A 23,477-nucleotide genomic window follows, 5' to 3' on the forward strand; every position below is an offset into this window, starting at 1 on the left:
GAATTCGCTCCCACAGGGGAGTCTTTCGCCGATTAATATCGGTTTAAATTCCAAATATTATTCATTTACCTCTATGAATAGCTTCTAAAGCCGATTTTTATCGGCTATAAAGACGGCCAGATTGTCATCGCTCGCCTGTTAGGGTGATCAGCCTTTCGCATCTGCCGCCGGAGGATTTTCATGAGTCGCATCGTTACTGTCGCCGCTACCCAGATGGCCTGTTCGTGGGATCTGGAAGCCAACCTCGAAACGGCCGAAAGGCTGGTGCGTGAAGCCGCCGCCAAGGGCGCGCAGATCATCCTGATTCAGGAGCTCTTCGAGGCGCCGTACTTCTGCCAGAAACCCAACCCGGACTACCTGCAGCTGGCGACGCCGACCGAGACCAATGTCGCGATCGCTCACTTTCAAAAGGTCGCCAGAGAGCTGCAAGTGGTGCTGCCCATCAGCTTTTATGAACTGGCCGGCCGGGCACGCTTCAACAGCATCGCGATCATCGATGCGGACGGCAGCAATCTGGGCATCTACCGCAAAAGCCACATCCCCGACGGTCCCGGCTACCACGAGAAGTATTACTTCAACCCGGGGGATACCGGGTTCAAGGTCTGGAACACGCGTTACGCGAAGATCGGCGTGGGCATCTGCTGGGACCAGTGGTTTCCGGAGTGCGCGCGCAGCATGGCGTTGCTCGGGGCCGAGATTCTGTTCTACCCGACCGCCATCGGCAGCGAGCCCCACGACAAAACCATCAGCTCGCGGGATCACTGGCAACGCGTGCAACAGGGCCACGCTGGCGCTAACCTGATGCCTTTGATCGCCAGCAACCGCATTGGTCACGAAGAACAGGACGGCTACGACATCACGTTTTACGGCTCCTCGTTCATTGCCAATCAGTTCGGCGAAAAGGTCGAAGAACTCAATCAAACCGAAGAGGGCGTGCTGGTGCACAGCTTCGACCTCGACGCACTTGAACACATCCGCAGCGCCTGGGGCTCCTTCCGTGACCGTCGTCCCAACTTGTATGGCGCATTGAAAACCCTCGACGGTTCACTGGAGTCCTGATTGTCATGACCACGCTTAACAGCACACCGCGCGCCGATGGCTTCTACATGCCCGCCGAATGGGCGCCGCAAACCCAGACCTGGATGGTCTGGCCAGAGCGCCCGGATAACTGGCGTCTCGGTGGCAAGCCGGTGCAGACCGCCCACGTTGCCGTCGCCAAAGCGATCGCCCGTTTCGAGCCGGTGACCGTCGCTGTCTCGGCCGCACAGTACGACAACGCCCGCGCGCGGCTGGACGTGCCGAACATTCGTGTCGTCGAGATCAGCAACGATGACGCCTGGGTGCGCGACACCGGCCCGACGTTTGTCATCAACCATGAAGGCGAAGTGCGCGGCGTGGACTGGGCGTTTAACGCCTGGGGCGGTTTCGATGGCGGCTTGTATTCCCCGTGGAACCTGGACTCGGCCCTGGCCAGCAAGGTTCTGGAAATCGAACGCTGCCCGCGCTACGTCACCGAGGGCTTCGTGCTGGAAGGCGGCTCGATCCACGTTGACGGTGAAGGCACGCTGATCACCACTGAAGAATGCCTGCTCAATCGCAACCGCAATCCGCATCTGTCGCGCGAAGAAATCGAAGCCGTGCTGCGCGATCACTTGTCCGTCGAGAAGATCATCTGGTTGCCGGACGGGCTGTACAACGACGAAACCGACGGGCATGTGGATAACTTCTGCTGCTACGTGCGCCCCGGTGAAGTGCTGCTGGCCTGGACCGACGACCCGAAAGACCCCAACTTCCCGCGCTGCCAGGCGGCAATGGCCGTCCTGGAAAATGCAAAAGACGCCCAAGGCCGTCCGTTCGTCGTTCACAAGATGCCGATCCCAGGCCCGTTGTTCGCCACGCAAGAAGAGTGCGCGGGCGTTGATCAGGTGCACGGCAGCCAGGAACGCAACCCTTCGGTGCGTCTTGCTGGCTCCTACGTGAACTTCCTGATCGTCAACGGCGGCATCATTGCCCCAAGTTTCAACGATCCGCTCGACGAAACCGCACGGGAAATCCTCCAGCGTCTGTTCCCCGAGTATGAGGTGGTCATGGTGCCAGGGCGCGAGCTGCTGCTGGGCGGCGGCAATATTCACTGCCTGACCCAACAACAACCGGCGCCATACCGTCGCTGAGTTGGTTCGCTTCTTGCTGTCTTGAAAGCCCATCGGACGATGGGCTTTTTTGTGGGTAGCGTTTTCACGTTTACCCGGCGAAACAGCGCACAGGTTGTGCAAAACGGTGACCCGTTTCGTCCGTCTGTAACAAAAGCTGTTTAGATTTCGCAGTCCAGGACACAAGAGGTTATCCCTATGAACGCAGGTCAGCAGTCACGTGTGACTCGAGGTTTGTCTGCGAGCAGTGAAGCACGGCAGATAATGGCGGACTGGTTACGGATAACCCAAGCTCCACGCCCACAGGAACAACGGCAGGCTCCGGACTATCGGGCGATGCTGACTCAGCGTTATCCACGCGGCTTGATCAACGATGCCGAGATGGAAGCGCTGCTGGGCATCCTTCACAACTGATGTGTTCGCCTCTCCCAGGTCTGGGGAGGCGTGCCGCACGTCGTTTTGGCTTTCGTCAAATTGACACTCTTGTAGGCCGGGGATAGCATTCGCGCCTCCACCGCCTGTGGCCAAGCGCCATGTACGTGCATCAGTCGTCCACTGCGATGATTTCGTGCGGGCTTCCGGGACTGTTATCAGATTCGGAGGACGCAATTACCTGTCTGGGTATTTGCCACAGCGCGCGATTAATCTGCTCACAAGGACAACAAGATGAAACAGCGTATCGGCCTGCTCGCTCTGGGCATCATCGCCGCCACTCACGCCATGGCGGACGGCCAGGCAGACGCCAAGGGCTTCGTCGAAGACAGTAGCCTGAAGGTCAATCTGCGTAACGCCTACATCAATCGCGATTACAAGAACGGACCTGACGACCGCTCCGAGTGGGGCCAGGCGTTCATGGCCAATTACTCGTCCGGCTTCACCCAAGGCACTGTCGGCGTCGGCGTGGATGCGTTCGGTCTGTACGCTGTTCGCCTGGACGGTGGCAAGGGTAAAAGTGGCGCCCCAGGCATCGACTTTTTCAAGCAGGGCGACAGCGGTAACGCGGCTGACGATCTGCAGCGCTTTGGCGGTGCGGTCAAATTCCGCATCTCCAACACGGTCCTGAAATACGGCGACATGATGCCCGAGCTGCCGGTGCTGAGTTACGACAACTCGCGTCTGCTGCCTGAGAGCTACACCGGCACCATGATCACCTCCGAAGAGATCAAGGACCTCAAGCTGGTGGCTGGCCGTTTCACCGCCCAGACCCGCAAGAGCGCCGAAGGCCGTGACAGTGGCGACCTGAAAAGCATCAACGTCTGGGGTGCTGCGTATAAGTTCACCGACGCCTTCAGCGGTGCGTACTACTCCTCCGACGACGAAGACGTGCTGAAGAAGCAGTACGTGAACCTGAACTACGTCTGGGCGCTGCCACAAGACCAGTCGCTGACGTTCGACTTCAACGGCTACAAGACCAAGCTGGACAAGGATTTTGCTGCCAACGACGCGCGTGACAACAAGATCTGGAGCCTGGCGGCGACCTGGGCTGTCGGCATTCACTCCTTCACCATTGCGCATCAGCGCAGCACCGGTGAAACCGGCTATGCCTATGGCGGCTACCGTAACGACCGCGGCACCGGCGATGGCGGTAACAGCATCTACCTGGCCAACTCCTACTGGTCTGACTTCAACGGCAAGGACGAGCGCTCCTGGCAGTTGGGTTATGGCGTCAACCTCGCGACCGTCGTGACCCCGGGCCTGAGCTACAAAGTGGCCTACGTGCGCGGCGACAACATCGACGACGGCACCGACCGTGGTCGTGGCGAAGAGCGCGAACTGTTCAGCCAGCTGAGCTACGTTGTGCAGAGCGGCCCGGCCAAAGACCTGTCCCTGCGTCTGCGTAACTCGTGGCTGCGCGTGTCCAACGATGTTGATCAATACAACGTTGGCGGTAACGAAACCCGTATCTTCATCGACTACCCGATCAACGTTTTCTGATGTTGAACGGCGGTTGAGCTGACGCTGTAGAAAAACGCCCCGGTCGAGAGATCGGGGCGTTTTTGTTTCCCCGGCGGGTATTCCGTTAACATGGCCGCATTCAATTCCCGACCGGTCACCTCCATGGCCCTTGCCGCTCCGCCTGACCTCTCCGACACCGCCGTCCCGGTGCAGCCGTTGTCCCGCACATACCCGCGTGGCTTGTACATCGAGCCGCACGAGCATGACTGGGGACAGGTGCTGTATGCGATGTCGGGCGTGATGTGGGTCGAGACGCCTAACGAAGCGCTGGTGGTTCCGCCGCAGCGTGCGGTCTGGTTGCCGCCCGGTGTCCCTCATGGCATTCGTGTGGTGTCGGATCTGGAGATGCGCAATATCTACCTGCGCCCGGCGCTCGCCGAGACGCTGGAGGGCACGGTCCAGGTATTCGAGGTCGCCCGCCTGCTGCGCGAGCTGATCGTGAATCTGGTGGCCGAGCAGGACAAGGATTCTGACTACTACGGTGCGCTGGTGAGTCTGGCGCTGCTCGAACTCAAGAAGGCCAAGCGTTCGCTGCTGAAGGTGCCGATGCCCGATGACAGCGATCGTCGCCTGATGAACGTCTGTCAGGCGGTGATGATCGAGCCGTCTATCGACGTCCCGTTCGAGCAACATGCGGAAAATGCCGGCGCCAGCGTGCGCACCCTTTCCCGCTTGTTTCAAGGCGTGCTGGGCATGGGGTTTGCGGAATGGCGGCGACAGGTGCAACTGGCGACGGCGGTGGCCGAGATCATTCAGGGCGTGCCGGTCAGCACCATCGCCCGCTCGATGGGCTACTCGCCCAGCAGCTTCAGCGACATGTTCCGCCGCGAGCTGGGCATGGCGCCGTCGCACTACCCGCTTGGCGAGCAGGCGGGTTAAGCGCAACCGCCAGCCTGTCCGAAATTCAGAAGCACTTGGCCGGTAGCTTTTCCGGCGTCTCCTTACACTCTGGTCATCGCTTAACGTCGCCGTGCCGCATCGTGCCGCACGCCGCAAATTTCCGGAGTTCATCATGAGCTACCTCATTTCACTCGCTATCGGCATCGCCGTCGGGCTGCTCTACGGCGCGCTCGACTTCCGTTCACCGGCACCGCCTTTGGTGGCGTTGGTCGGCTTGCTCGGCATGCAGGCTGGCGAAAAACTCTGGCCCATGGGGCGTCAGTTGTTCGCCAACCTGATGTCTTGATTCCAACGAATTTCCCCTCTATCACCTGGATTTGACGCTATGAAAGCACTGCAATTTTCCCGAACCGGCGACCTGGCTGCGCTGGAAGTCGTCGAGCTGCCAACGCCCGTGCCCGCAGAAGGTGAGGTGCTGGTGCAGATCAAAGCGGCTGGCTTGAACCCCAGCGACGTCAAAAACGTGCTCGGGCGCTTCCCGTACACCACGGTGCCCCGCGTTCCGGGTCGTGATTTCGCCGGTGTGGTGGTCGAAGGCCCGCAGGAACTGGTCGGCCAGGAAGTCTGGGGCACCGGCAATCAAATCGGTTTTTCCCGTAACGGCTCTCACGCCGGGTACATCACGCTTTCGGCCAAGGGTGTCGCGATCAAGCCTAAATCGTTGAGCTTCGTGCAGGCCGCCAGCCTGGGCGTGCCTTACACCACCGCATGGGATGCCCTGGAGCGCAGCCAGGTGGATGGCAATACGCGCTTGCTGGTGATCGGTGCTAATGGCGCGGTCGGCAGCGCGGCGATTGCACTGGCCAAGGTACGCGGCGCGCAGGTGCTGGCGGCGGTGCGTCGTCCGGAGCAGGTCGAGGCGTTGCAGGCGCAGGGTTTCAACGCAATATTACTCGGCAAGGCTGAAGAACTGGCGGCGCAGGTCAACGCCGTGTTTGCAGGCGGCGCGGACGTTATTTTCGACACCACCGGCTTCTGGCTGCCCGCTTCGGTCCAGGCCCTTGCGCCCTTTGGACGCATCGCGATCATCGCCGCCCCGGTCGACGGCCACGTGCAATTACCCGCGCTGGCGCTCTACCGCAAAGGCGGCTCGGTGGTAGGCATCAACTCGCTGCTCTACGGCGTCGAAGCCTGCGCGCGGATGTTGGAACAATTCGGCAAGCTGTTCGACGACGGAACGCTGCCGTTGCCGACCGGCCTGATCGAATCGCCCATCGAAGACGGCCTGGCGCGTTACGCAGAAGTGAATCAGGGCGGCGCAGATAAAGTGATTTTGTTGCCCTAAACGCGGTGTGTCAGTCGCAGTTGATGCTGCTGACCCACCGCATTCGCCAGCAAGCCGGCTCCTACAGTATCAGCGTCGTCCCCAAGTCTTCGTCACGACGCGAACCCTGTAGGAGACGTCCGAGGTTACGAGGGTATGGGCCGCACTCGGACGAATGCGGTGTGTCAGTCGCAGTTGATGCTGCTGACCCACCGCATTCGCCAGCAAGCCGGCTCCTACAGTATCAGCGTCGTTCCCAAGTCTTCGTCACGACGCGAACCCTGTAGGAGACGTCGGAGGTTACGAGGGTATGGGCCGCACTCGGACGAATGCGGTGTGTCAGTCGCAGTTGATGCTGCTGACCCGCCGCATTCGCCAGCAAGCCGGCTCCTACAGTATCAGCGTCGTCCCGAAGTCTTCGTAACGACGCGAACCCTGTAGGAGACGTCCGAGGTTACGAGGGTATGGGCCGCACTCGGACGAATGCGGAGCGTCAGTCGCAGTTGATGCTGCTGACCCACCGCATTCGCCAGCAAGCCGGCTCCTACAGTATCAGCGTCGTCCCCAAGTCTTCGTAACGACGCGAACCTGTAGGAGACGTCCGAGGTTACGAGGGTATGGGCCGCACTCGGACGAATGCGGTGTGTCAGCCGCAGTTGATGCTGCTGACCCACCGCGTTCGCCAGCAAGCCGGCTCCCACAATATCAGCGTCGTCCCGAAGTCTTCGTAACGACGCGAACCCTGTAGGAGACGTCGGAGGTTACGACGGCAGCGAATGCGGTTTGTCAGTCACCGTTGATGTGGCTGACCCACCGCATTCGCCAGCAAGCCGGCTCCTACGGTCTGGTGTCTGGACACACCTCGAGCATCAACGCACACCCCGTAGGAGCCGTCGCTCCTACAGGTGGTGGGTCAGCTACAACCCTGTGTCACCACACCGGCAAACCCTTCAAATACCGGGCCTCGATCTTGTCCGCGCTGCCGTTGGCCTGGAGCGTGTCGATCGCCGTTCTCAGGCGATCCACCATGTGCGCATCGCAGTCCTTGGAACACGCCAGGTAGAGGTCGGCGGTCATCAACACGCGACTCATGACCAACGGGCGGTCGCTGATCTGCTTCCAGATGTAGCGCGTCTCAGGCACGCCGTTGAACCAGGCATCGACGCGGCCTTTGAGCAGCATTTGCGCCGGGTTTTCGCCAATCTTCAGTGGGTAGATCTGGGACGCCGGAAAGCCTTCTTCGCGCAGGCGCGTCTCTTGCGCAGTGCCGATGCCGACTGCGATCAACTTGAAGGCTTTTCTGGCCTCATCGAAGCTTTCAACGCGCTGGTCGAGGCTGAAAAACGTGCGATCCATCGTCAGCAGCGGGGCTATCCAGGTGAAGTTGTCTTCCCGGCTCTGCGTACGGCTTAGCGGTGCAATCAACATGTCCTTGCCATTGGCGACATCACGCTGCGCCCGCGGCCAGGGTGGCGACGCGAAGTTGGGAGAGTACCCGGCCGTCGCCATCGCCTTGAGCGCGATGTCGCCCACGATGCCGTGTTCGTCGCCCTGATTGGCCATGGTCAGCGGCGGGGCTTCGGGAAAGTAGAAATCGACGGGGGTTGCCGCAAACGTCATCGGCGACCCCGCGAAAAACGCGGCAGCCGCGCAACGGGTCAAGCGGGAAATCCATTTCATGGCAGCAATGCTCAAGGTCAATACAGGGCCTGTCAGGGCAGGCCTCTTGGCTGGCGCATGAATCAGTCTGGCAGCCATTCGCGATTCTGCTGGAGAAAGTACAGCATCCTGCCTCCTTCCCAGAAATCCTCAATCAACAAAACAGCTGCATCAGGTCTTGTTGTGCTCGTTGGTGTAGCGCCCGCTCAGTTCCCAGCCGCATTCGAGCAGCATGTCGATCCAGTCTTCATAGGAGTCGTCGACATCGAGCAGATTCATGAACTGATCCTCGATGTGGCAGCGAAACGTCTGCTCTTCCACGTTCCACTCCACGTCACGGATGCGCCAGGCGCGCTGATCTGGAAGCTGAATGTTCAGGCCATGAAAAGGGACGAACGGTAGCTCGACCTCATACAGAAGCTTGGACCATTCCGAGGAAATTTCAGGGGTCTGATGGGTCCAGACGTATTTGATCAATCGGACATTGTGCACGGTGGGGCCTTCTATCGTGTTTCGGTTGCGGGTCTCTGTCACCTGAGTGAGGAGGCGATGGCCCGTCGGACATGGCTATACGTTACTCGAAGGCGGCGGGATCGGGGAGGGGGCTTGCTGTTTCTCCGTGTGGACGCGGCCGGACGAGGCGATAACCTGCGTCATGCAGCCGTTGGACAAACCTGCGTACAGACGTTCAATGCTCGGTTTGCGTGTATTCTTGCCCACGCTCAGTCGCTGAGATCATTCCATGCTGCACAAAAACCTCATCCGTCGTCTTGATCTGATCACCCTCAAGCTGTTCGTTGCGGTGTATGAAGAAGGCACCCTGACCCGCGCCGCCGCCCGTGAGGCCATCGCGACGTCGGCGGCGAGCAAGCGCTTGATGGAGCTTGAGGAAGTGCTGGGCATCGGCCTGTTCGTGCGCAACGCCAAAGGCATGGTGCTGACAGCCGCGGGTGAAACGCTGCTGCATCACGCCCGGCGCATGCTGTTCGACCTCGAAAAAATGGGCCTCGAACTCGACGAGCACCTGCAAGGCATGCGCGGTTATGTGCGAATGCTCGCCAACCTCTCGGCGATCATTCAATTCCTGCCTGAAGACCTGCACGAGTTCACCACAAGCCACGAGCGAGTGAAGGTCGACCTTGAGGAACGTCCCAGCGCAGGCGTGGTGCAAGGCCTGATCGACGGCGTCGCCGACATCGGCATCTGCTCTGAAGACACCGACGTTCAGGGCCTGCATAGAGTGCCTTATCGTCGCGATGAACTGGTCGTGGTGATGCGTCCCGACCATCCGCTGGCCAACCTTGATCGCGTGGCGTTCGAGGACACGCTGAGCAGCGACCATATCGGCCTGCACGCCGCCAGTTCCATCAACATGCGCACCCACACCGCCGCCCGATCCCACGGCATACCGCTGCGCGTGCGCATTCATGTGCCGGGCTTCGACGCCATGTGCCGGATGATTCAAGCGAACATGGGCATCGGCGTGTTGCCACGCAAAGCTTTCGAATTGCTGGGGCCGCCGTTAGGGCTCACGGCCGTTTCGTTGAGCGACTCATGGGCGCAGCGCACCTTGATTCTGGTCGTGCGCGACACAACGGTTCTGTCGCCGGTCAGCCTGTTGCTCTTCGACCACCTGCGCCGACACCTTCACTAAGAGCGTTCGCGTTTCGCGAACGCTACTTGCCAACATACGGTTGGATTTGCCAAACGCCGGTCCTCTAGTCTTGGGCACAAATTCCAAGAAACACTTGAGGTATCCGCTATGACAGGCCCCCTGAACGGTGTGCGCGTGATTGAAATCGGCACACTGATCGCAGCGCCCTTCGCCGCACGCCTGATGGGCGAGTTCGGCGCCGAGGTGATCAAGATCGAGTCGATGGGGCAGGGAGATCCTCTTCGTAAATGGCGAAAGCTGCACGAAGGCACGTCGCTGTGGTGGTACTTGCAGTCACGCAACAAGAAATCCCTTTCGCTGAACCTCAAATCCCCTGAAGGCATCGAGATCGTCAAACGCCTGGCCGAAAGCGCCGACGTGCTGATCGAGAACCTGCGCCCCGGCGCACTGGAAAAGCTCGGTCTGGGTTGGGACGTTCTGCACGCCCTGAACCCCAAGCTCACGCTGGTGCGCATTTCCGGTTACGGCCAGTCCGGCCCCTATCGTGATCGTCCCGGGTTCGGCGCCATCGGCGAGGCCATGGGCGGCATTCGTTACACCACCGGCACGCCCGGCTCACCGCCTGCACGCGTCGGCGTCAGCCTCGGTGATTCGCTGGCCTCCATGCACGCGGTGATGGGCGCGCTGATGTCCTTGCTGCGGGTGAAAACCGGCCAGGGCGACGGGCAGATCGTCGACGTGTCGTTGGTCGAGAGCGTTTTCAACCTCATGGAAAGCCTGGTGCCCGAGTACGACATGCTCGGCCATGTACGTGAGCGCAGCGGTGGCGCCTTGCCTGGCATCGCACCGTCCAACACCTACCCGACGGCCGATGGCGCGTACGTGGTGATCGCCGGCAACAGCGACCCTATTTTCAAGCGCCTGATGCAGACCATCGGCCGACCTGATCTGGGTGACGCCCCCGAATTTGCGTATAACGACGGCCGTGCGGCGCAGAGCGAAATGCTCGACGCCGCGATCAGCGCCTGGTCGTCCAGCCTGCCGATCGACGACGTGTTGCAGGCGCTGGAACAGGCGGAAGTGCCCGCCGGCCGCATTTACAACGTCGCCGACATCGTCGCGGACCCGCATTACCAGGCGCGCGAGATGATTCTCGACGCCCAACTGCCGGGTGGGACTCACGTCAAAATGCCCGGCATCGTACCCAAGCTGTCCGAAACACCCGGCTCGGTGAACTGGCAAGGCCCTGCGCTGGGGCAGCACACCGACAGCGTGCTCGGCGACCTGGGCATGACCGCTGCCGATATCGCGCAACTCAAAACCGACGGGGTGGTGCAATGATTACCGATTTCTCCGAGCGCCTGATCGTTCAGGAAGTCTCGCCGCGCGACGGTCTGCAGATCGAACCGACCTGGGTCGATACGCCTGACAAGATCGCGCTGATCGACCAGCTTTCTCTCGCCGGTTTCAGCCGTATCGAAGCCGGCTCTTTTGTCTCCCCCAAGGCCATTCCGGCGCTGCGCGATGGCGATGAGGTGTTCCGGGGCATTCAGCGCCATCCGGGCGTGATCTACGTCGCCCTGATCCCCAACCTGCGCGGCGCGCAACGCGCGATCGACGCCGGCGCCGATGAGCTGAACCTGGTGATGTCCGCCAGCCAGACCCACAACCTGGCGAACATGCGCATGCGCTGCGAGCAGTCACTCACCGCATTTGCCGACGTGGTGGCCTTCGCCGCTGGCAGCCCGGTTTCCCTCAACGGCTCCATCGCCACCACGTTCGGCTGCCCGTTCGAAGGCAAGATCGATGAAGACCGCGTACTGCAGATCGTCGACGCGTACCTGGAGCTGGGCATGCAGGGCATTTCCCTTGCCGACACCACCGGCATGGCCAACCCGCGCCAGGTGCATCGACTCGTGCAGCGCGTGCTGACCCGCATTCCCGCATCGGCCTTGACCCTGCATTTCCACAACACCCGTGGCCTGGGCCTGAGCAACGTGCTGGCGGCCTACGAAGCGGGCGCGCGGCGTTTCGATGCGTCTCTGGGTGGCTTGGGTGGATGCCCGTTCGCACCGGGTGCATCGGGCAACATCTGCACCGAAGACCTGGTGAACCTGTGCGAAGAAATGGGCATCGACACCGGCATCGACCTGCCGCACCTGCTCACGATGTCTCGTCGCCTGCCCGCGTTGCTCGGCCATGACATGCCGGGGCAAGTCGCCAAGGCCGGACGCAACTGCGACCTGCATCCCGCGCCGGAGAACCTGCCGACCTGAACCCCGATACGCCGCAAACCCTGTGGGAGCGAGCTTGCTCGCGAAGCGTTCTGTCAGAGGCTGATTGATTGACTGACACCACGCCATCGCAACCAGGCGACGACCCACAACCCCGCACGAACACGCCGCTGCCGGATGTTCGTCCAGACAACAAAAACAATAGGGCTCCCCCAGGGAAGTCCCACTGGAGTGACCGCAATGACAATCTCTGTTCTGACCCCGAACAGCAGCCTCGCCGAGGTTGTAAGCGCAGAAAAAGCGCTGATCCGCAAAGTCGCGTGGCGCCTGATGCCGCTGATCATGGTCTGCTACCTGTTCGCGTTCTTTGACCGTATCAACATCAGCTTCGCCAAGTTCCAGCTGCAAACCGACCTGAGCCTGAGCGACACCGCGTACGGTCTGGGCGCGAGCCTGTTCGTGATCGGTTACGTGCTGTTCGAAGTGCCGAGCAACATCATGCTGTACAAGGTCGGCGCCCGCCGCTGGATCGCCCGCATCATGATTTCCTGGGGCATCGCTACCGCCCTCATGGTCTTCGTCAACGCCGAATGGCAGTTCTACGTGCTGCGCTTCATCATCGGCGCCATGGAAGCCGGTTTCGCACCGGGCGTGTTGTTCTATCTGACGCTCTGGTTCCCGCAGACCTACCGCGGCCGCATCACCTCCACGCTGTTCCTGGCCTCGGCCTTCGCCGGTCTGCTCGGCGCCCCGATCTCAGGTCTGGTGCTCGGCGGCATGGACGGCGTGATGCACATGCGCGGCTGGCACTGGCTGTTCCTGCTCGGCGGCTTGCCCTGCATTGCGCTGGGCTTTGCCGTTCTCAAGCTGCTCAAGGACCGCGTCGCCGATGCTCACTGGCTGACCGATGACGAGAAGACCTACCTGTCCAGCCGCATCGCTCAGCATGAGCCGAACAAACACGGCGGCTCGCTGCTCACCGCCCTGAAAATGCCCGGCTTCCTGATGCTCGGCCTGATCTACTTCCTGATCCAGGTCGCGTCCTACGGCCTCAACTTCTGGGCGCCGCAACTGATCCGCAGCGCAGGCGTCGAAAGCCCGGTCATCATCGGCCTGCTCACCGCCATCCCTTACATTTGCGGCGCTATCAGCATGGTCGTCGTCGGTCGCCTCTCCGACGCCAGCGGCGAACGCCGCAAATTCGTCTGCGGCCTCGTCGTGCTGGGCGCCATCGGCTTCTTCAGCGCCGGCATCTTCGCCCAACACACCAGCATGCTGATCGTCTCCCTGGCCATGCTCGGCGGCGGCATCGTCGCCTCCATCCCCGCCTTCTGGACCCTGCCACCCAAACTCCTCGCCGGTGCTGGCGCAGGTGCCGCAGGCGGCATCGCCCTGATCAACACCCTCGGCCAGTTCGGCGGCATCGTCAGCCCTGTGATGGTCGGGCACATCAAAGACATCACCGGCAGCACCACACCCGCGCTGTACGTGATCGGCGTGACGAGCGTGATCGCGGCGGGGCTGTTGATGTGGGGCTTGCCGCAGAAGTTGCGGACGTTGGATAAGAGCGAGGGTTAGGAATTATCCGATTGCCTAGCGGCACGGCTGGTCGGCGTTGGCATTCTTGAAATGCCAACGCCGACGCCCAGGATGATCTTTTATTCGTCCAGCGTGTTCTGACTCGCCATGGCCTTTTTCAGGCACCCGATCAGGAAAAAGCAGAGCAAGGCCGACGGGATCAGCATCAAGCAAAACACGACACCGATCAGCAGCAGCTCCCCATCCTCACCACCGACAATCCCTAAAGATTTCCACAGCCACCGATAGACGACCTGACCTACTTCTGTGCGCAGGACATCGTCGGCAAAGCCTGAGGTTATGGTTGTCTTTGCGAGGAATGACGTCAGGGCGAGAGTGGCAATGACACTTGCTAGAACAGTGAGCAAAGTTTTCATTTCTTATGTTTCCTTGTTCTGAAGTCTGTCCAAACTGCCCTGGTGCCTCATTTCTCTTGTGTATAAGACTTTTATTTCACCACCTTCAAATCAATCGCGAGGTCTCGCGCAGACTTCGCGGCAAGTACGCTCATGAATTGACTCAGCTCATCCTGACGCCCTGTTGCGCCGGATTGCCCGCCGCCCATCATCACACTCGGCACAGGCGCTTGAGCGGCTGCCTGAGCCCAGACTTTGTTGATTTCCACAAGCGCGTCGAGTTTGGATTGCAGCGCACCATCCGCTTTGATCGTCGCTTCTCGAGCGTGGGCTTCGGCGTCTGCGGTGATGGTGGTCGCCTGTGCGGTCGTCGCGGCTTTGTCGCGCAGCAATTCGGCGGTCTGTTTCTCGATCTCTGCGCGCCGACGCTCGCGCTCGGCATTGATCACCGCCAGTTGCTTCTCTGTTTCAGCCTGCGTCGTGCGCTCTATTTGATCGCGAAGCGTTTCCTGCCGTTTGGCTTCTACCTCTTTCTCGCCGCGAGCAGTGACAAGGCGCTTTTCCTCCTCCTCTTTCAAACGGTTCTGCCGCGCAACCGCCAGCTCGGCGAGTGCCTGCTGGACCTTGACCATGCGTTGCTTGTACTGCGGGTTCGGGTCGGTATTGGTGATCCGCGCTTCAACCACCTCTACGCCGAACTTGCGGAATTGCTGCTGTTTACGGATGGGAATGTTCTTGCTGTCGACGACCTTCTCGGTCACGTATTGGCTACCGGTATTGCTCCCGAAACTTCCTTGCTGGGTTCCCGATTGCAGAATCGCCGTTTGTTGAGGAATGTCGCCGCGTGGGCCGCGAACTTCCCGGCGTTTGATCAGATACAAACCTTCATTGAGCTGATTCTCGAACTCCGCAGCGAACTCACTGCGGGCCCCGGCGTAGTAATCGTCGGCGGTCATGAGCGACGCGGTGGCCTGCAGTGTTTCCTTGATCGCCGGAAGCAGTGCCGTGCGGATGAAGTTGTCAGGGTTACGGTATTCCTGAGCGATGGTCAGAAACGCTGGCCCGCTCGGCAGCCGGAAGCGCGCGGACGACTCGACCTTTGCATCGACATTGCCCAAAAACACAATCGGAAAGGCTTCAATGGTCGCGCCCAGCGCATCGTTCTCCGGATTGCTGTCGTCCTTATCGATAACGAGAACGGACTGCACGCTGACAGCTTTCTTCCAGGCGGTGGCCCGACCGAACCATTTCGTCGAATAACCGACGTCATCCACAATTTTCTCGTCGCCGAAGATCGTCCGCACATGCGTCATGTACCCGGCTTCGTTGTAGAAAAAAACGCTGGTGAACAGCACGGGAATCGCGATAAGCGCTGCTACCGGTGGCAGCAGGTATTTCAGCAGGGGCTTGTTGAGCGTCAGTTTCAGCATGTCCAGAGTCCTTGTGAGCAAAGGGACGCATGGTTTCAGCGAACGCTCAAAGGTTCTGTCGGAAAAGTCTGAGAGATATGTGGGGGATGACCGGTTCGTCAAAGCCGTCTGATCTACGACGGCTCAACTCCGAGCTAAGGCGTAACGTCCGCGCCATTCGACAAGCCAGCAATCGACGCCTCCACCAACGCTTTAGCCGCCTCAATTTGATGCACCACTGCTCTGGCCAAGGGCCGGAACTCTGCCGAGCTGTTATCAGCGGCTTCATAAGCCGTGGCCGCTGCGCAGGACAGGTATTCGGAAGCGAGGGCGAGCGCATCATCGACCCGCACTTCAGGCTGGACGCGGAAGAGACTCAGGTTGCCGAGATTGACGCTGAAGGGCGTGGCTTTGGTGAGGGGGATTTCGGGTGGGTGTGGGGTGGATCTGATCATCAGGGCTCTCCAAAAACGTTTGAGCCGACGCCCGTTCTGCTGTCAATCAGATTGGGTGGCAGCTGTACGCGGGTTGACAGACCAATGGAGAGCAACTGGCGCACACGAATGTGCCCCGCGAACAGCCGCCATATCAGAGCCAACAGATCCATGATCGATTGGTCCGGGGCGGGCGTTACGTTCTCTCCATACGGTCTGTCAAAACCGGTCGCCGGATAGCGACGCGGAGGAGGGTATGCCGCGAACCAGAGAGTCGCAACGCGCCGGGGAGGATAGCGATTAAATTCAGAAGCGTCCTACAGGATCTGGTTTGTTTTGTGGGGGAATGTGTCTGGTTGGGGGATGTAGGAGGTAAATAAGTGCACAAGGCCCAGCAGGACCAATTGTAAGAAAGGAGCTGCGCTTGGTTTGGAATTACCTTACGCGGCCCTAGGAGATTTCCTGTATTCGGTAACAGGTGAACGCTTCAAGCTTCTCCCGTTAAGAGGCGTGGGGTCTCTAATCAGAAATACGTCGAACCAGACTGGAGACGGGATGAAAAGGTCGCTGCTGTTCCTCCTGACAGCCGGAGTGCTATCGCTAACGGCGTGGTGCTTCTGGCATTTCCTCGGGCGGGATGCGATTGATGTGTTCACGGCTTCCATTCTGGTGCTGCTTGCTGTGGACAACGACAGACTGCGTCGGGCGTTGGCGAAGGCTGCTAAGGGCTAGCGTGCGTCCAGTGTGACTTGCTCGTTCCGCCATAACGAGCTAAACCTTGACGCACTTCGTTACGTCTTCAAAGGGAAGCTTCTGCATGGACTTGCACAACGAATTCACCAACAGTCGATTTTTTCATGCCGCCCGCATCGACCGCCGCTCCGCCGACGCGTTGGTCGGCATTGCTGCCGGCCTCATTGCGGATGGCGTGGTCAACACCAGTGAGGCAGTTTTTCTGAAGCAGTGGCTTGAGAGCCAAGTCGCGCATTTGGACGACCCCGTAATCAACCTTCTTTATTCCAGGCTCGCCTGCATGCTGCAGGACAACGTGCTGGATGAAGACGAGTCGCACGAACTGCTCAATTTGTTGCATAGCTTCGCCGGATTGCCGATCAGTCAGCCAACCCCTTCCCAGCGCAGCGCCGTCGCCCCGAACGACTTACCCTTCAATACCCCAGAGCCTGAATTGGTATGGGCAGACCGAGTGTTTGTGTTCACCGGCGTCATGGCTTATGGGCCGCGAAAGGATTGTCAGGCTTTGATCGAAGAGAAGGGCGGCGTGATCGGCGGCGGCGTGAGTAATAAGGTTCACTATCTGGTGGTCGGGAGCATCGGCAACGAGCAGTGGCGACACAGCACCTATGGCACCAAGATCATGAAGGCCGTTGAGTTGCGAGAGGCGGGGGCATCGATTGCTATCGTGGGTGAGGCGTATTGGCAGCGTGGGATGTTTGGTTGACGTGTAATGTCGCGAGGAGAGGTTGCAGCGATCAGTCGTGGTAATAAGCGATAAAGGACTTGGTGACCTGTGTCTAGCTTTCCGCTGCGGCCCAGAGTGGGGCGCACTGATCGGCACGTTTAGGGTGAGCGATTGTATTTATAGGGAAACATTGTAATGAGCCCGGATACCTTAGGCATTATCAGTGGGGTCATTGGAATACCGATGATACTCATCACGATATGCCTGATCTATGTTGTTAACGTCTATACAGAAAAATCTGAACGTTTGATGCCCAAGAGTAGTTTTGTGAAAGCAAACATAGATAATTACTCTCAAGCAGGAATAATTGGAAAGGTTATTCGTAATGGTTTGTTAACTATGGTTCTCATGATACCTGATATTTCTCATAAGAGAGGTGTTGTAAATCTCGCAGAAGTCCGAGATTTTCCGACGGGGTTGAAGCGAATACTGTTCGTGACGTGGGGGATGTGTGCCTTGTGTTTTGGGGCTCTAATACTTGTTGGTGGTTATATTAAGTATGTTAATTCGTTGTGACCATGAGTGGGTTGCCTTGCAGTTGACTAAAGCAACCGTAAGCGTACGTGGAACCCATCTATCTCAGATATGCCATCCACCTCCCGATCCGGCCAAACTTTTTCGGTCTTGCTTAAGATACCCTCTCGGGCTATGTTCCAATACCGTTTATCCTTATCTTATCCAAGACCAAGAAGCAAACTATTGCCCCGTTCAGGCAGGTAAGTTGTCAGGGAGACATTGAATGTTTTTATGGCATATCGTGCCATCGTGGCAGCAAATTGAAGATCGGATAAGGGACGAAATGGGCTACCAAGATGGTGCCCGGCATCAAAACCACCGGGGTGAACCCGCCCCGTCCCTGAGCCTCAATATCCGTCGGGTCGCAAGCGTCCGCTCTGCGTTTCATCAGGCTGAATGGCAAGCGAGTGACCTACTTCGCCAACGTTTCTCCGATCTCGACATTTCCATAATCCTCAAAGACCTGATCGATGTCGTCACTCAGATGGCAATGATCGTCGCAGGCAGTACGTTGACCGGAGGTGCCATCGGTGCCGGTGTGGGCGTATTCTTCGGAGGTGCCGGTGCCATCCCAATGGGGGCTACAGGCGCTGCCATAGGATTGCAGGTCAGCACCTGGATACTGGGTGTGCTTGGCCTGCAGTCCATTGCAGAGTTCTTTGTCGAAGGTCTGCCGCGCATTGGCGGGTATTACCTGACAGGCATCAATACCGCGTGGGAAGGCACCCGAGGTGAGGAGGGCTTAACCCCGTTCAGCCAGGACGATCCCCTAGCGGTGACCAGCGCGGCCCATAACATCGCGCTTGGCCACGTCGAGGTCGTCATTCTATTGCTGGGCGCAATCGTTGAATACTTGACTCGTGGTCGGGGTAACGCTGGCAGGTTGGCCCAAGAGATGCGAGCCAGTCCGAAAGGCGCAAGAATTGGCCAGTGGATGGTTGAGCATGAAGATGCATTGAAGGGAAGACCTGACCTGCAAAAGGCTGAGCCGCACAGAGGGCCGGTGGCGGGCCAAGAGCCACCCCCGAATCGTTCAGAAGGAGGCAAAGAGGCCGCGAAGGGTAAGTCAAACGCCATGCCGCTGCATGAGGTTGAATGTTTCAAGGCAGATAAAATGCCAGCCTCCAAAATTGGCGAGTTCGAGCGGCAACTGAAAGGGCAGGAAGAGGGATTAAATCGACTCACGGTCGAGGATTATCTAGCGAATATCGCTAATCCGGTGAAACGGAGTGCGGCTGCCGCCAAAAAAGCTCGCAAGGATTTGCAAGACCAATTGGAAGAGCGTTTTCAAAATGATTTTCCAGACTTGGGTGTACTCGAAGCAGAGGAGGCTGCAATCAAAAAAGCCAAGGAAACTATGGCAAGCCTGGCTGGACTGCACAACCCCGACCTTAAGGCTGGCGGCAACGATATCATCAGTGACTTCGGCGACCGACGGGTTAACTCAAGCATTGGTCCTCAGTGGAGACCAAAAATTCAAAAACTTAAAGCGTCTGCTGAGAAAGTACCAGAATCCTTGCGAGGTTCAACCTTTCTTAACGTGAAATTGCATAAATGCTAAAGGAGAGACACCCGTGGACAAGGTATTTGCTAGGTTCCTAGAAAAGTTTGGTAGCCCTGTTGATCGCCGGGACGTTCCGGAGTCCAGTATCGAGCGCTATAGGGGCAAACTGCCAAACCAGCTTCTGGAGTATTGGGCTGAGCACGGCTGGTGTGGATATGGCAATGGAATCTTTTGGATAGTAAATCCTCAGGATTACGAGGGTGTGGTTGCCTCTTGGATAGAAGGGACGAAATTTGGAAAGCGCGATACTTATCACCTGATAGCACGTGGCGCTTTTGGAGACCTGTATCTTTGGGGTGAAAAAACCGGATTTTCGCTGAAAATTACCAGCGTCTTTTCCCGATGCGTCATTCATGATTTGGAACCTACCCCCGAACAAATGGATCGTAAACTCCAAGATTTTATCGTGTCTCGAAAAGTTGAATCCAACGACCTGGAAGATTTGTTCGACAGAGCAAGAAACAAATTCGGGACTCTACGTCACGACGAAATGTATGGTTTTGTTCCAGCATTGATGCTCGGAGGAGAACCGACCCTAGATCATCTGGAAAAGCTCAAGGCTGTAGAGCATTTGATACTGCTTTCACAGCTGGCCGAGCTCGATCCTTACCATTTTTAATGACTGTGATCCCTCTAATGGGTCAGTGAGCAACCATTAAAGACACATTGCCTTGACCTAGGCTGTGAGCATGGAATGCCAAGCACACCCCGCAGCAAGCGAAGATCCGGCAGCAATCAGCCACATGGTGATTGCTGCCCTGCATGCGTCAATTCCCGAACAAAAAAGGCCCACCTTTCGGTGTAATGCTGTTCACTTAAGCATCTGAACCACAGCCGGGGTTCTTAGAAAATCCGATGCCAGATACCTGGCATCGGATTTTTTATGTCTGTTCAACAGCACCTGCTCGATCTTGGCGACCTCTTCAACTTTTCAGACCTCAGTACGTTCACTCAAAATATCCCCATTGAATGGGTGGCGTCGGCCTTGGACCTCTCCAGCCAGGCCACTATCAGGCGTCGCCGCCTGCCCGCAGACCAAGTGCTCTGGTTAGTACTGGGCATGGCGCTGTTCCGCGACGAGCCTGTGCACGAGGTCGCCAGACGACTCAATATCTGCGCTCAAGGCTTGGCGACAGACCACCTACTCGCCCGTAGCGGCGTGACCGAAGCCCGCAAACGCCTCGGCTCGGGTCCCGTCGAATGGCTGTTTCGCAAGACAGGCAACCAATGGGGCGGGGAGCGTTACCGCGATGATTCGTGGCAGGGGTTGCAGGTCTTTGCCGTGGACGGAGCGCTGCTGCGCACCCCGGATACGCCCGAGCTGCGCGATCATTTCGGCTCTGGAAATACACCGACCGAACGCCAGACCCCTTTTCCAATGCTACGTCTGGTAGCGCTGATGAATGTACGTTCGCATGTGATCCTGGATGCGCAACTGAGCCCCTATCGACGTAGCGAAATGCGTTTGGCTGATGAGTTTCTAGAGCAGGTACCCAACCAGTCGGTCACCCTGTTCGACAAGGGTTTCTGGAGTGCAGATCTGATGCTTCGCCTGAGTGGTCAGGGGATTAGTCGCCACTGGCTGACCCCGGCACGCAAGAATCTGGTCAGCGAAGAAGTGGTTCGCTATGGCAAAAACGACCGTTTGGTACGGATGAAAGTGTCGCCGCAGGCAAGAAAGCGAAACCCGGACTTGCCGACGCATTGGGAAGTTCGAGAGGTCAGTTACGAGATTCAGGGCAAGCTGAAAACGATCATGACATCGCTGCCGGCAGCCACGTACAGCGCCAACGCCGTCGCCAAGCTTTATCAGGAGCGTTGGGAAATCGAGCTGGGTTTCAGAGATATCAAAAGCTCGATGCAGCAGAACGCAATGACCTTGCGCAGCAAGAAGATCGACTTGGTTTATCAGGAAGTCTGGGGTTTGCTGTTGGCTTACAACATGATTCGACGGGAGGCGAGCCAAGCGGCTGTCGCCTTTGGCCGAGCGCCGTCGGACATTCGGTTCAAGCCCGCTTGTCAGTACATTGCTGTTCAGTTGATCGTGATGGCGGCGGCCAACCCCATTTCAGCGATGGGAAGGCGACTGGCTGATCTACGAGCGGGTGTTGGGGGAATGTTTCTGGATCACCACCCGAGGCCTTCGAGGCCAAGGACGGTGAAGATTTCAAAAACCCGATTTCCGGTAGACCGCAAGGCTGCTCCGCTTAAGTGAACAGCATTAGCCTCAATGAGACGGTTTTTTCATTTCGTTTTCTACTGCAGCAAAGCGCGAGCGCTGTCGCGAGGTTTCGGCGCTGCTCCAAAATCCCCGCCAATGGAGCGAATCCTATACAACCGGCGTAATAGAGACAATATGAATGGACTAGCCTATCTGTTCCTCTCCATAGATTTGGCGTGGAAGGCCGACCTCTGCACCCGGTCCATTTGGGTTGCCAAGTTGCGCTTTCCACATACATGCAACCTCCTCTACAAGCCCCAAGGTCCTTACAGGAAGCTTCCACCTCTGCGAGTCGTAATTGAAGCTGCTCGTGTGGAAGCTCCATGGCAGCCAGTGCCTGCTGTTCCTACGGATGCTCGCGGCGACAAGGGGACCAGATGAGCGGTTTGACGCACAGCAATGGAACGCCAAAACGAAAAAACCCGCCAGAAGGCGGGTTTTTCGGGGATTCCAGAGATTTTGAAAGCCTTCTATGGAACCTTGTATGGTGCCGGCACCAGGAGTCGAACCCGGGACCTACTGATTACAAGTCAGTTGCTCTACCAACTGAGCTATACCGGCGTTGTGGGCGCTGATTATAGGGATTTGGTTTGTCGAGTAAAGCCTTAATTTCACTTTTTTTGCGGTGCTTATGTCGAATCGCGATGACCGTTATTCACAATCGCTCCATGCGCATGGCGGCAAAGGGCGGTTTTGTGGAACGGTTCTCATTGGTTCGCAAGCTACTGATTTGTCGAAAATTTAACACCTGTATAAAAAGTGAACAATTTGTTAAATCGTTTGCGAGGCGCGTGGTTTGTAGGTTCGGCGGAATTTAGTCAACAGAGTTATCCACAGGGCAGTACGCTCGAAGTGGTTCGTTTTCGTTCGGCGAGGATGAGCAGGTTGCGGGGTGTGATGTGGCTGTCGCAGAAGGTGCCGATGCGGACGTGGTAATCGCGCTGTTGCAGGTAGAGGGCGCGGTCGAGGATGAGCCAGAGTTCGAGGGGGCGGCGGAAGAGGTTGCGCAGCAGTTCGAGGTTGCGGACTTCGGCTAGTCGTTGCCATCCGGCGGCTTCGAGCTCGGACCAGTTCTGTGTGCCGGGGTCGGGCAGTTGTTTGAGTTCGGCGAGGTCGCGGCAGTAGTCGGCGAAGGGTTTGTCGAGCCAGGCGCTGGGGAGCGATGGGGTGGGCAGGTAGTCGTCGATGCCGCGCAGTTGGCGTTGCAGCAGGTCGAAGGCGAGGCGGCGTGCCATGGAGGTGTCGCGTTGGCGACGGACGCGGGCGCCTGCGGTGACGGTTTCGCTCAGCGGGAGGCCGAGGTCGTCGAGGGACAGTTGAAGCGACGATGCCAGGCCTTCGGTCGATAACGGCTGGTAGTGGTCGCTGGCGATGCGGTTGTAGCAGCACGGGGCGATGGCCATGGTTTGGCAACGGGCGTCGCTGGCCAGTCGCATGAGGCGCACGTGGAGATCGCCGCAGGCGTGCAGGGCGACCGGGGTGTGGGTCGCGTTTAATCGGGTGGCGGCGTCAGCGGCCATGACATCTTGGTGCAGGTGCTGGGCGGTGATGCCGAGCTTGTGGCTGAGCTGTTCGCCTGCTTCTACCAGTTTTGCATCGTATTCAAGGCAGGTGAGGGCTTGGCCGTGATGGGCGAGGCGGCGGCCGAGGTGGCCTTTGCCGGCGCACCAGTCGAGCCAGTGTGTGGGTGTGTCTTTGAAGCTGAGGCTGCTGGCGAAGGCTTCGATCTGTTGCCATTTGCGGCCGGGTACGTCGACGCTCATGCGGGATGACACGTGTTCCAGGTCGATGCGGGGCAGGGCGTCGATGTCGCTCAGGGTTTTGGATTGCTGGGCGATGGCTGCGAACGGTTGGGGGGCGTCGAGGTGTTCGGGGTGATTGTGGGCGGCTTCTGCTTGTTCCAGCGAGCGTTGGCGCAGCCAGGTGGATAACTCGGGGTGTTGCGCTTCCCATGGCAGGTGGCGATGGGTGAAGGGTTTTGGGCGCCACAGCGCCTGATGCTTGAGCAGGAAGGCGTCGAGGGCGTGGAAGCGGCTTTTGAGTTCGTCGGAGTGCAAGGGCATCGAGGTTTATGACCGTCGGGGTATGCAGCGCAGGATACGGCGAATCGTGAGCAAGCTCACTCCTACAGTCGGTCGTTC

General features: G+C 58.6%; 22 protein-coding genes and 1 tRNA gene. 16 read left to right on the forward strand and 7 right to left on the reverse strand.

What is annotated here, in order from left to right; all coding sequences use genetic code 11:
• Window positions 1-180 precede the first annotated feature (180 nt).
• From aguB to BLS87_RS28340, 7 genes are all read left to right on the forward strand, one after another.
• Window positions 181-1,059, forward strand: coding sequence for an N-carbamoylputrescine amidase (gene aguB / locus BLS87_RS28310; RefSeq protein ID WP_074757974.1), 879 nt, complete (start codon window positions 181-183; stop codon window positions 1,057-1,059).
• 5 nt (window positions 1,060-1,064) lie between these two features.
• On the forward strand, window positions 1,065-2,171 hold the full coding sequence (gene aguA / locus BLS87_RS28315; RefSeq protein WP_074757976.1) for an agmatine deiminase: 1,107 nt from the start codon (window positions 1,065-1,067) through the stop codon (window positions 2,169-2,171).
• Window positions 2,172-2,414: 243 nt separating this feature from the next.
• The gene (locus BLS87_RS28320) at window positions 2,415-2,564 is read left to right on the forward strand and encodes a hypothetical protein (RefSeq protein WP_341845441.1); all 150 of its coding nucleotides are present in this window, start codon (window positions 2,415-2,417) and stop codon (window positions 2,562-2,564) included.
• 252 nt (window positions 2,565-2,816) lie between these two features.
• Complete coding sequence (locus BLS87_RS28325) at window positions 2,817-4,085, forward strand: OprD family porin (RefSeq protein ID WP_074757980.1); 1,269 nt, start codon at window positions 2,817-2,819, stop codon at window positions 4,083-4,085.
• A gap of 123 nt (window positions 4,086-4,208) precedes the next feature.
• Window positions 4,209-4,985: an AraC family transcriptional regulator gene (locus BLS87_RS28330; RefSeq protein WP_074758118.1), complete on the forward strand. Its 777-nt coding sequence runs from the start codon at window positions 4,209-4,211 to the stop codon at window positions 4,983-4,985.
• A 133-nt stretch (window positions 4,986-5,118) separates the two neighbouring features.
• On the forward strand, window positions 5,119-5,292 hold the full coding sequence (locus tag BLS87_RS28335) for a DUF1427 family protein (protein WP_074757982.1): 174 nt from the start codon (window positions 5,119-5,121) through the stop codon (window positions 5,290-5,292).
• Window positions 5,293-5,331: 39 nt separating this feature from the next.
• The gene (locus BLS87_RS28340; RefSeq protein WP_074757984.1) at window positions 5,332-6,291 is read left to right on the forward strand and encodes a quinone oxidoreductase family protein; all 960 of its coding nucleotides are present in this window, start codon (window positions 5,332-5,334) and stop codon (window positions 6,289-6,291) included.
• 909 nt (window positions 6,292-7,200) lie between these two features.
• On the opposite strand, the gene BLS87_RS28345 is transcribed toward BLS87_RS28340, so the two are convergent.
• Together BLS87_RS28345 and BLS87_RS28350 are read right to left on the reverse strand one after the other, a co-directional pair.
• A complete protein-coding gene (locus BLS87_RS28345; RefSeq protein ID WP_244165913.1) occupies window positions 7,201-8,028 on the reverse strand; it encodes a substrate-binding periplasmic protein in 828 nt (275 codons plus the stop codon).
• A gap of 72 nt (window positions 8,029-8,100) precedes the next feature.
• Window positions 8,101-8,421 carry a hypothetical protein gene (locus tag BLS87_RS28350; RefSeq protein ID WP_074757986.1) on the reverse strand — a complete coding sequence of 107 codons (321 nt, stop codon included), beginning with the start codon at window positions 8,419-8,421 and terminating at the stop codon, window positions 8,101-8,103.
• 250 nt (window positions 8,422-8,671) lie between these two features.
• Here BLS87_RS28350 and BLS87_RS28355 point away from each other — a divergent pair, with 250 nt between their 5' ends.
• The 4 genes from BLS87_RS28355 to BLS87_RS28370 all read left to right on the forward strand — a co-directional run bounded on the left by BLS87_RS28355 (window position 8,672) and on the right by BLS87_RS28370 (window position 13,356).
• On the forward strand, window positions 8,672-9,583 hold the full coding sequence (locus BLS87_RS28355) for a LysR family transcriptional regulator (protein WP_074757988.1): 912 nt from the start codon (window positions 8,672-8,674) through the stop codon (window positions 9,581-9,583).
• Window positions 9,584-9,691: 108 nt separating this feature from the next.
• Window positions 9,692-10,885, forward strand: a complete 1,194-nt coding sequence (locus BLS87_RS28360) for a CaiB/BaiF CoA transferase family protein (protein WP_074757990.1) — start codon at window positions 9,692-9,694, stop codon at window positions 10,883-10,885.
• Window positions 10,882-11,820, forward strand: a complete 939-nt coding sequence (locus BLS87_RS28365; RefSeq protein WP_074757992.1) for a hydroxymethylglutaryl-CoA lyase — start codon at window positions 10,882-10,884, stop codon at window positions 11,818-11,820. Before BLS87_RS28360 ends, BLS87_RS28365 begins: the two co-directional genes overlap by 4 nt.
• A 198-nt stretch (window positions 11,821-12,018) precedes the next feature.
• Window positions 12,019-13,356 carry an MFS transporter gene (locus BLS87_RS28370; protein WP_074757994.1) on the forward strand — a complete coding sequence of 446 codons (1,338 nt, stop codon included), beginning with the start codon at window positions 12,019-12,021 and terminating at the stop codon, window positions 13,354-13,356.
• 80 nt (window positions 13,357-13,436) lie between these two features.
• Here BLS87_RS28370 and BLS87_RS28375 read toward each other — a convergent pair whose 3' ends face one another.
• The 3 genes from BLS87_RS28375 to BLS87_RS28385 all read right to left on the reverse strand — a co-directional run bounded on the left by BLS87_RS28375 (window position 13,437) and on the right by BLS87_RS28385 (window position 15,576).
• A complete protein-coding gene (locus BLS87_RS28375; RefSeq protein WP_074757996.1) occupies window positions 13,437-13,733 on the reverse strand; it encodes a hypothetical protein in 297 nt (98 codons plus the stop codon).
• Between the two features lie 71 nt (window positions 13,734-13,804).
• Window positions 13,805-15,142 (reverse strand): SPFH domain-containing protein, encoded by a 1,338-nt coding sequence (locus BLS87_RS28380; protein ID WP_074757998.1) that lies wholly within the window; start codon window positions 15,140-15,142, stop codon window positions 13,805-13,807.
• A gap of 134 nt (window positions 15,143-15,276) precedes the next feature.
• Window positions 15,277-15,576 (reverse strand): DUF6124 family protein, encoded by a 300-nt coding sequence (locus BLS87_RS28385; protein WP_074758000.1) that lies wholly within the window; start codon window positions 15,574-15,576, stop codon window positions 15,277-15,279.
• Between the two features lie 796 nt (window positions 15,577-16,372).
• On the opposite strand from BLS87_RS28385, the gene BLS87_RS28390 reads away from it, so the two are divergent.
• The 5 genes from BLS87_RS28390 (at window position 16,373) to BLS87_RS28410 (ending at window position 21,330) form a co-directional block, all read left to right on the forward strand.
• Window positions 16,373-17,014 (forward strand): BRCT domain-containing protein, encoded by a 642-nt coding sequence (locus BLS87_RS28390; protein WP_074758002.1) that lies wholly within the window; start codon window positions 16,373-16,375, stop codon window positions 17,012-17,014.
• A gap of 156 nt (window positions 17,015-17,170) precedes the next feature.
• A complete protein-coding gene (locus tag BLS87_RS28395) occupies window positions 17,171-17,551 on the forward strand; it encodes a hypothetical protein (RefSeq protein WP_074758004.1) in 381 nt (126 codons plus the stop codon).
• A gap of 223 nt (window positions 17,552-17,774) precedes the next feature.
• Window positions 17,775-19,112 (forward strand): DUF6861 domain-containing protein, encoded by a 1,338-nt coding sequence (locus tag BLS87_RS28400; protein WP_074758006.1) that lies wholly within the window; start codon window positions 17,775-17,777, stop codon window positions 19,110-19,112.
• Between the two features lie 13 nt (window positions 19,113-19,125).
• Window positions 19,126-19,734, forward strand: a complete 609-nt coding sequence (locus tag BLS87_RS28405) for a GAD-like domain-containing protein (protein WP_074758008.1) — start codon at window positions 19,126-19,128, stop codon at window positions 19,732-19,734.
• A 264-nt stretch (window positions 19,735-19,998) separates the two neighbouring features.
• A complete protein-coding gene (locus BLS87_RS28410; protein WP_074758010.1) occupies window positions 19,999-21,330 on the forward strand; it encodes an IS4 family transposase in 1,332 nt (443 codons plus the stop codon).
• A gap of 491 nt (window positions 21,331-21,821) precedes the next feature.
• On the opposite strand, the gene BLS87_RS28415 is transcribed toward BLS87_RS28410, so the two are convergent.
• Window positions 21,822-21,897: transfer RNA gene (locus BLS87_RS28415), tRNA-Thr, on the reverse strand.
• Between the two features lie 266 nt (window positions 21,898-22,163).
• Complete coding sequence (locus BLS87_RS28420) at window positions 22,164-23,399, reverse strand: methyltransferase (protein WP_074758011.1); 1,236 nt, start codon at window positions 23,397-23,399, stop codon at window positions 22,164-22,166.
• Window positions 23,400-23,477: the final 78 nt, after the last annotated feature.

Source organism: Pseudomonas abietaniphila (assembly GCF_900100795.1).
Classification (GTDB): domain Bacteria; phylum Pseudomonadota; class Gammaproteobacteria; order Pseudomonadales; family Pseudomonadaceae; genus Aquipseudomonas; species Aquipseudomonas abietaniphila.

Excerpts from the sequence above, each read along its gene's own strand:
- aguB (WP_074757974.1), top strand. The coding sequence starts at position 181 with ATGAGTCGCATCGTTACTGTCGCCGCTACCCAGATGGCCTGTTCGTGG.
- aguA (WP_074757976.1), top strand. The coding sequence starts at position 1,065 with ATGACCACGCTTAACAGCACACCGCGCGCCGATGGCTTCTACATGCCC.
- BLS87_RS28320 (WP_341845441.1), top strand. The coding sequence starts at position 2,415 with ATGGCGGACTGGTTACGGATAACCCAAGCTCCACGCCCACAGGAACAA.
- BLS87_RS28325 (WP_074757980.1), top strand. The coding sequence starts at position 2,817 with ATGAAACAGCGTATCGGCCTGCTCGCTCTGGGCATCATCGCCGCCACT.
- BLS87_RS28330 (WP_074758118.1), top strand. The coding sequence starts at position 4,209 with ATGGCCCTTGCCGCTCCGCCTGACCTCTCCGACACCGCCGTCCCGGTG.
- BLS87_RS28335 (WP_074757982.1), top strand. The coding sequence starts at position 5,119 with ATGAGCTACCTCATTTCACTCGCTATCGGCATCGCCGTCGGGCTGCTC.
- BLS87_RS28340 (WP_074757984.1), top strand. The coding sequence starts at position 5,332 with ATGAAAGCACTGCAATTTTCCCGAACCGGCGACCTGGCTGCGCTGGAA.
- BLS87_RS28345 (WP_244165913.1), bottom strand. The coding sequence starts at position 8,028 with ATGGCTGCCAGACTGATTCATGCGCCAGCCAAGAGGCCTGCCCTGACA.
- BLS87_RS28355 (WP_074757988.1), top strand. The coding sequence starts at position 8,672 with ATGCTGCACAAAAACCTCATCCGTCGTCTTGATCTGATCACCCTCAAG.
- BLS87_RS28360 (WP_074757990.1), top strand. The coding sequence starts at position 9,692 with ATGACAGGCCCCCTGAACGGTGTGCGCGTGATTGAAATCGGCACACTG.
- BLS87_RS28365 (WP_074757992.1), top strand. The coding sequence starts at position 10,882 with ATGATTACCGATTTCTCCGAGCGCCTGATCGTTCAGGAAGTCTCGCCG.
- BLS87_RS28370 (WP_074757994.1), top strand. The coding sequence starts at position 12,019 with ATGACAATCTCTGTTCTGACCCCGAACAGCAGCCTCGCCGAGGTTGTA.
- BLS87_RS28375 (WP_074757996.1), bottom strand. The coding sequence starts at position 13,733 with ATGAAAACTTTGCTCACTGTTCTAGCAAGTGTCATTGCCACTCTCGCC.
- BLS87_RS28380 (WP_074757998.1), bottom strand. The coding sequence starts at position 15,142 with ATGCTGAAACTGACGCTCAACAAGCCCCTGCTGAAATACCTGCTGCCA.
- BLS87_RS28385 (WP_074758000.1), bottom strand. The coding sequence starts at position 15,576 with ATGATCAGATCCACCCCACACCCACCCGAAATCCCCCTCACCAAAGCC.
- BLS87_RS28390 (WP_074758002.1), top strand. The coding sequence starts at position 16,373 with ATGGACTTGCACAACGAATTCACCAACAGTCGATTTTTTCATGCCGCC.
- BLS87_RS28395 (WP_074758004.1), top strand. The coding sequence starts at position 17,171 with ATGAGCCCGGATACCTTAGGCATTATCAGTGGGGTCATTGGAATACCG.
- BLS87_RS28400 (WP_074758006.1), top strand. The coding sequence starts at position 17,775 with ATGTTTTTATGGCATATCGTGCCATCGTGGCAGCAAATTGAAGATCGG.
- BLS87_RS28410 (WP_074758010.1), top strand. The coding sequence starts at position 19,999 with ATGTCTGTTCAACAGCACCTGCTCGATCTTGGCGACCTCTTCAACTTT.
- BLS87_RS28420 (WP_074758011.1), bottom strand. The coding sequence starts at position 23,399 with ATGCCCTTGCACTCCGACGAACTCAAAAGCCGCTTCCACGCCCTCGAC.